This is a genomic window from Desulfosoma sp. (assembly GCF_052743555.1).
This window is the reverse complement of the sequence record NZ_JBRAHS010000006.1, coordinates 133,034-140,254: the sequence shown is the minus strand read 5'-3', so window position 1 is coordinate 140,254 and position 7,221 is coordinate 133,034. Positions and strand designations below refer to the sequence as shown.

5 protein-coding genes are annotated in these 7,221 nt (G+C 58.1%); 1 reads left to right on the top strand and 4 read right to left on the bottom strand.

Translation table 11 applies throughout. The features are described from left to right. Nucleotides 1–210 (bottom strand): pilin (locus ACUVSA_RS05585; protein WP_445894084.1); only part of this gene is annotated, 210 nt, incomplete at its 3' end. 505 nt (nt 211–715) lie between these two features. Here ACUVSA_RS05585 and ACUVSA_RS05580 point away from each other — a divergent pair. Further along, a complete protein-coding gene (locus ACUVSA_RS05580) occupies nt 716–1,393 on the top strand; it encodes a hypothetical protein (protein ID WP_445892059.1) in 678 nt (225 codons plus the stop codon). 526 nt (nt 1,394–1,919) lie between these two features. On the opposite strand, the gene lspA is transcribed toward ACUVSA_RS05580, so the two are convergent. The 3 genes from lspA to groL all read right to left on the bottom strand — a co-directional run bounded on the left by lspA (nt 1,920) and on the right by groL (nt 7,202). Continuing rightward, nucleotides 1,920–2,450: a signal peptidase II gene (lspA, locus tag ACUVSA_RS05575; protein ID WP_445892060.1), complete on the bottom strand. Its 531-nt coding sequence runs from the start codon at nt 2,448–2,450 to the stop codon at nt 1,920–1,922. A 175-nt stretch (nt 2,451–2,625) separates the two neighbouring features. After that, complete coding sequence (gene ileS, locus ACUVSA_RS05570) at nt 2,626–5,415, bottom strand: isoleucine--tRNA ligase (RefSeq protein ID WP_445894093.1); 2,790 nt, start codon at nt 5,413–5,415, stop codon at nt 2,626–2,628. A gap of 161 nt (nt 5,416–5,576) precedes the next feature. Beyond that, nucleotides 5,577–7,202 carry a chaperonin GroEL gene (gene groL, locus ACUVSA_RS05565; protein WP_445894083.1) on the bottom strand — a complete coding sequence of 542 codons (1,626 nt, stop codon included), beginning with the start codon at nt 7,200–7,202 and terminating at the stop codon, nt 5,577–5,579. Between the last annotated feature and the right edge of the window lie 19 nt (nt 7,203–7,221).

Below are 7,221 nucleotides of genomic sequence, written 5' to 3'. Positions count from 1 at the left end.
GGGTGGAAACGCTTGTTGCACGCTGTAGTAAGTACTGATACTGGTTTCAATGGCATGAACGCCCGGAAGGACGAGACTGGTTAAACGCGCCTTCTTGACATACCTTTGGTAAAAAGGCACGGCGACGGCGGCCAGAATGCCGATGATGGCCACGACAATCATAAGTTCCACCAGGGTAAAGCCTTTACTTTCCTTCATTTTGATGAACATGCATTTTCTCCTTTCACCTTGCCCCGACCCATCGGGCCGGGATGGTTGGTTTTCGGGTTTGTGTCATGCCGCGTGATCCCCCCGACCGCCCCGTGTCGCCTCCCCCCTTTCCGCGGTCATTTTTTGGGGATAAACCCTTCCCGAAGTGTCTCATCGAAAACCCTTGGCCGGACCACAAGCAATGGGTGTGCCAGAGCCCCAAAAAAAATTTTTCTTGAGGCGCTCTCAATGGTTATGCCTGACCTGTCGGGGATTTTTAGGCCCTTGACCGCCGGGAGCATGACAAACATTGTCCGTGTGGAGACAAAAATTGTCACGCTTCAAGGAGCGACGTTTTTCAGCCGATTTGTTGAATGAATGGCGAAAAATGATGTTTTGCTTGAATGGCCAAGGATTTGATGCCAACAATGGAATTGATGAAGGGTCGGACCCGGTGGACAAAGCACCTGCGGTTTTCGCCACGGGGCCGTCGGTGACGCATGGAACGGGAACGAGGGTAAGCGATATGGAAAATTCAAGGCGTTCATTTCAGTCCTCCGTACGTTCACGGCGCGTGTGGGCTGGTCAGGCGATGCATTGGGCCAAAGGCCTGACGGCGGCCGTCGTCATCACCCTGATGTGCATCACTCAGGGGGCTTTTGCGGCGCCTCAGCAATCACCGGGTGCTCCCGCATCTTCAGAGGGACCGGCGGCATCAGAGGCGAATCTTTCGGAAGCAACGGACATCAGCCCGGAACAGGCCGCAGCGCTGCAAAAGGAGATGCTTCAGGCCGTGCAGTCGGACGCCTTTCGTTATCGGCCTTTGGGCCTGGCCGATCCCTTTGTTCCTTTCATCGAGCCGCAAACCACCGTGACCGAAACCTATCCCGAGGCGGAAAGGGAACCCTCCCCCGTTTCCTCGGCCGGATTTCCTTTGACGCCTTTGCAAAGAATGACTCTGGCGGAATTGGAGCGGGGCCTCAAGGCCATCGTCTGGGGGGAATTGGGATCCCGAGCCCTGATTCAAGACGCCTCGGGGAAGGGCTACATCGTTCAGGAAGGCACGCCGGTCACACCCGATGGTCTGGTGGAACGCATCTACAAGGACGCCGTGGTGGTGCGCCAGTATGTGTGGAACGCCGATCAAAAACAATGGGTGCCGGATTTCGTCACGGTGCAGCTAAGAAAAGAAGAGGAAAAGTGAGCCGTAAATTCGGCGAGCCTTCGCAGCGTCGCGATCCAGCCCTGACGGCGCGGGTTTTCTTTCCGCCAATCGGCCCTAATGCCTGTCTCAGCAGGGTTTGACCACGTCCTTTGGGCTTGAGCCTGTAGGAGCGCCCCACGGCGCGACAACGCATGGCCGACTGCGCCGCTCCAATAACACGGTCTCTCCAAAGAGCGCCGGTCACACCATGACGAACCGCGAGCACGCGGTCCGTCCCAAAAAAAAACCGACCTTAGGCCATATGCGGACCGGCAGGGGCCGGTCCCTCCGAAAAAAATTCAGGGGGCAGGCCCCAACCTCGAAGGGACGGCCAGCCGTCCGCCACGGTGCGCCGGCAAGCCGACCGAGAATGGTTCCGCCATGTCCTTTCGGCTGTATGCTGTAAGAGCGCCGCACGGCGCGGTTTCCACACTTAGACCGGATGGTCACGGAACCGGCACCAGCCTGGAATGGCGGCTGCCGGCGCTCCTCCGGAAGGTGTTCTCGAAGACGCCGCTGGAGGCGCTCACGGCCGCACGCCAGGGGCTTTCTCTGCGCGAAGGAGGCTCCACAGGAGCAGAACCGCTCCCACCGTCACGGCCGTATCCGCCGCGTTAAAGGCCGGCCAGTGATGAGAGCCGAAGTAAAAATCCAAAAAATCCACCACATGGCCGAATCGCAGGCGGTCCGTGAGGTTTCCGGCAGCGCCTCCCGCAATGAGGCTTAAGGCCACGCGCTTGACCTTTTCTACAGGGCGGCTTTCTCGATAAAGAAAAAACACGACAACCAAGGCGAAGAGTGTCAGGGCCACCAGGACGGGCAGACGCCAGGGGCTGTCGCTTCCGGCAAAAAGACTGAAGGCCACGCCCGTGTTGCGCACATGCACCAGGTTGAAAAACCCGGAAATGACGGCTTTTTGGCTGTAAAGAGGCAGGGTGTGCAGGACCCAGGCTTTGGCGGCCTGATCCAGAAGATAGACGCTCAGCGCCACGGCGCCGAAAAGAAAAAAATCGGCGGCTCGCGCCGGAGTGGACGGGCGGGCGCTTTCCTCAGACATGGCCGGGTTCCGTTGCTTCTCTGAGTGATGCACCATGGTTCTTGCGACGGCATTCTTAGTGTTTGAACGGCGAGGGACGGCCTCCCGGCCGTCCGGAAAGCACTCGGCCGCCAAGGCGCGGGGCCTACGGTCGGGGCCGAGGCCAAGTGCTCGTGCCAAGCATGCCCGCGGCAACTTATTGGGCGTCACGCAAAACACTGTGGCACCGGGCACACAGGGTCGGATGGTCGGCAAAGGTTCCCACCGTTTGGGAAAGGACCCAGCACCGTTCGCATTTGTCTCCCGAAGCCCGTTCCACCACAACCTTCAAGCCCGAAACTTCCTGGCCTTCCACCACCTCCGTGCGGCCGTCCAGGTTCTCCAGCCGCACCTCGGAAACAATAAAAACCGTCCGCAACAGTTCCGCATCCTGCGAAAAATTCTCGCGCCAGCCTTCGGGCAAATCCATGCACACGCGCGCATCCAGAGGATGCCCGATGGTTTTGGCCTGCCGGGCCGATTCCAGAGCGCGGCTCACATCGGTGCGCAGCTGCAGGATCCGTTCCCATCGCGCCGCCAGCTCCTCATCCACCAGGGCTTCCTCCACTTCGGGAAACATCTCCAAATGCACGGACTCCCCGTGATCCCCGGGAAGATGGGCCCAGGCTTCTTCCGCCGTAAAAGACAAGATGGGCGCCATGAGCTTCAACAAGGTGGTGAGAATCCGATACAAGGCCGTCTGGGCCGATCGGCGTTCCAGGCTGGCCGGAGGCGCCGTGTATAGCCGATCTTTCAAAATGTCCAGGTAAAATGCACTCAGGTCCACGGTACAGTAGTTGTGCACGGCATGGTAGACGCGGTGAAATTCAAAACGGTCGTAGGCCCGCCGTACCGTGCCCACCAGTTTTTGCAGCGTGTGCAAGGCATAGCGGTCCAATTCCGGCATGGCTTTCGGGGCCACAGCGTGCCGCGCCGGGTCGAAATCGTGCAGATTCCCCAGCAGAAACCTCCAGGTGTTTCGAATGCGCCGATACGCCTCGCTGAGGCGCTGCAAGATATCCTGAGAGATGCGAATATCGTCCCGATAGTCTTCCGCGGAAACCCACAGGCGCAGAATTTCCGCGCCGAATTTTTGAATGATTTCGTTGGGGGCGATGACATTGCCCAAGGATTTGGACATCTTGTAACCCTGGCCGTCCACCACGAATCCATGGGTCAGCACCGCCTTGTAGGGGGCTCGATCCCGCGTGCCCACCGAGGCCAAAAGCGAGGAATGAAACCAGCCGCGATGCTGGTCGCTGCCTTCCAGGTAAAGATCCGCAGGGGACCTCAGATACGGCCGTCGCTCCAACACCGCCGCATGAGACACCCCGGAATCGAACCAGACATCCAGAATGTCCATTTCCTTGTCAAAGTCCGTGGCGCCGCAGCTCGCGCAGGCGGCCCCTTCGGGCAACAGTTCCGAAACGTCTTTTTCAAACCAGCAGTCAGCTCCTTCCTCTTCAAAGAGCGCCGTGACCTTGTCAAACACCTCGCGGCCGGCCAACACGTGGCCGCACTGCCGGCACGTGAACACCGTGATGGGCACACCCCAGGAACGCTGCCGAGAAATGCACCAATCGGGACGGTTGTGAATCATCTGGTAAATGCGATCCCGGCCCCAAGACGGCACCCACTGCACTTCGTCGATGGCCTGAAGCGCCTTCTTTCGCAAATCGTTTCGTTCCATGGAAATGAACCACTGTTCTGTGGCGCGAAAGATGACCGGCTGTTTACAGCGCCAGCAGTGAGGATAACTGTGGGAAATGTCGGCTTCCAGAACCAGCGCTCCCAGCTCTTTCAGCTTGGCATTGACGGCGGCGTTGGCGTCAAAGACGAATTGCCCGGCAAAGAAGGGCACATCGGCCGTAAAACAGCCGTCGTCATCCACAGGGGAATAGACGTCCAGACCGTAGGCCAGGGCCGTCTCATAGTCTTCCCGGCCGTGCCCCGGGGCCGTATGGACACAGCCCGTGCCGGCATCCAACGTCACATGGGATCCTAGCACCAGGCGTGAGGCTCGGTCCACAAAAGGATGGCGGCACTCCAGCCCTTCCAGTTCGCGGCTGGAAAATGTTCGAATTTTTTCGTAAGAGCTGATGCCGAAGGTCTGCAGGCACTTTTCCACCAGCCCTTCGGCCAGAATCCAAATTTCATGGCCCACGCGCACGGCGGCATAGGTGAAATCGGGATGGAGCGCAATGGCCAGATTGGCCGGAAGGGTCCAGGGCGTCGTGGTCCAAATGAGCACGTAGGTCGGAAGACCGCCAAGGCCTTCCAGAGATCTTCGGCTTTCGTCGCTTACGGGGAATTTCACGTAAATGGACGGCGACACATGGTCATGGTATTCCACTTCGGCTTCCGCCAACGCCGTGCGGCAGCTACAACACCAATAGATGGGCTTTTTGCTTCGAAAGACGCTTCCCCGTTCAAAAAACCGGCCTAGTTCTCGAGCGATGGTGGCTTCGTAATCGTAGGACATGGTCAGGTACGGGTTGTCCCATTCACCCAGAACGCCCAGCCGCTTGAATTCCCGGCGCTGAATGTCGATGTATTTTTCGGCGTAGGCGCGGCAATGCCTTCGAATTTCTGTCTGGGACATGGTCTTTTTTCGGGGCCCTAGTTCCTTGTCCACCTGATGTTCGATGGGAAGCCCGTGGCAGTCCCAACCGGGCACATAAACGGCGTCAAACCCGCTCATCTGGCGGCTCTTGACAATCATGTCCTTCAGGATCTTGTTCAAAGCCGTGCCCAGATGAATATGGCCGTTGGCATAGGGCGGGCCGTCATGAAGAATGTAGGGCGTTCGACCGGCGGAAGCCCGGCGAAGCTTTCCATAAAGGTCCATGCGTTCCCATTGGGCGAGCAGGTCCGGTTCGCGCTGGGCCAGGTTCGCTTTCATGGGAAAATCGGTTTTTGGCAGATTGAGCGTTTTTTTGTAATCCATCACCCTCGTCGCCACCCTCCTGACCGTTTCTTTTCTTCAAAAGGTTCCATCGCCGGGCATGGATACCCCAAAAACCGAAAAAAAGAAAGGCCTTCCCTCCACGGGAAGGCCTTTCAGATCCGCTTCATTTTCAATCAACGGCGTTGTCAGCCACGCTCTTTTTAGTACATGCCGCCCCTGCCGGCGCCGGCACCCGGCATCTCGGGTTTTTCTTCCTTGGGCAGTTCCGCAACCATGCATTCGGTGGTGAGCATGAGGGAAGCGACGCTGGCGGCGTTTTGCAGCGCGGATCGAGTCACCTTGGTGGGATCAATGACACCGGCTTCAAAAAGATCGCAGAATTCCCCCGTTTCCGCATTGTAACCGAAGGCGCCTTCGCCGGCCTTGATCTTTTGCACGATGACCGAACCTTCTACACCGGCGTTGTTGGCGATTTGACGGGCGGGTTCTTCCAAAGCGCGGCGCACGATGTTCACGCCCTGCTGCTCTTCACCTTCCAGTTTGAGCTCGTCCAGAGCCTTCAGGCACCGCAGGTAGGCCACGCCGCCGCCCGGCACGATGCCTTCTTCCACGGCCGCACGGGTGGCGTTCAGCGCGTCTTCCACGCGGGCCTTCTTTTCCTTCATTTCCGTTTCCGTGGCAGCTCCCACACTGATGACGGCCACGCCGCCCACGAGCTTGGCCAGCCGTTCCTGCAGCTTTTCCCGATCATAGTCGCTGGTCGTCTCTTCGATCTGGGTGCGAATTTGGCGCACTCGGCCTTCCAAAGCCTTGCGATCTCCGGCGCCGTCCACGATGGTGGTGTTGTCCTTGTCCACACGAACGGTTTTGGCGCTGCCCAGATCCTTTAAGGTCACGCTTTCCAACTTGATGCCCTTTTCTTCACTGATCACCTGGCCGCCCGTCAAAATGGCGATATCTTCCAGCATGGCTTTGCGCCGGTCCCCAAACCCAGGGGCCTTGACGGCACAGACCTGCAGCGTGCCGCGCAGCTTGTTCACCACCAGAGTGGCCAAGGCTTCACCTTCCACATCTTCGGCAATGATCAAAAGGGGCCGACCCATCTTGGCGATCTGTTCCAAAATGGGCAACAGATCCTTCATGCTGCTGATCTTCTTTTCGTTGACTAGAATGAGGGGTTCATTGAGCACCACTTCCATCTTTTCGGGGTCGGTGACAAAGTACGGGGAAATATAGCCGCGGTCAAACTGCATGCCTTCCACCACTTCCAGAGTGGTTTCCATGGCCTTGGCTTCTTCCACCGTGATGACGCCTTCCTTGCCCACCTTGTTCATGGCTTCGGCGATGATGTTGCCGATGGTCGGGTCATTGTTGGCGGAAATGGTGCCCACCTGAGCGATTTCCTTTTGGTCCTTGGTGGGCTTGCTGATCTTTTTCAGTTCATCCACCACCACATTAACGGCCTTTTCAATGCCGCGCTTTAAGGCCATGGGGTTCGCGCCGGCGGTGACCAGCTTGGACCCTTCAAAATAAATAGACTGAGCCAAAATGGTGGCCGTGGTGGTGCCGTCTCCAGCCACATCGCTGGTCTTGCTGGCCACTTCCTTGACCATTTGGGCGCCCATATTTTCAAACTTGTCGGGCAGCTCGATTTCCTTGGCCACCGTGACACCGTCCTTGGTGACCGTGGGGCCGCCGAAAGACTTTTCAATGACCACATTGCGGCCCTTGGGACCCAGGGTCACTTTGACGGCATCCGCCAAGGTGTTCACACCCTTGAGCAGGGCTTCTCGAGCCTTGGTATCGTAAATGAGTTGTTTTGCCATGAAATGGATCCTCCTTGAT

Coding starts and splice junctions, on each gene's coding strand:
- ACUVSA_RS05580 (WP_445892059.1), top strand. CDS start 716: ATGGAAAATTCAAGGCGTTCATTTCAGTCCTCCGTACGTTCACGGCGC.
- lspA (WP_445892060.1), bottom strand. CDS start 2,450: ATGTCTGAGGAAAGCGCCCGCCCGTCCACTCCGGCGCGAGCCGCCGAT.
- ileS (WP_445894093.1), bottom strand. CDS start 5,415: ATGGATTACAAAAAAACGCTCAATCTGCCAAAAACCGATTTTCCCATG.
- groL (WP_445894083.1), bottom strand. CDS start 7,202: ATGGCAAAACAACTCATTTACGATACCAAGGCTCGAGAAGCCCTGCTC.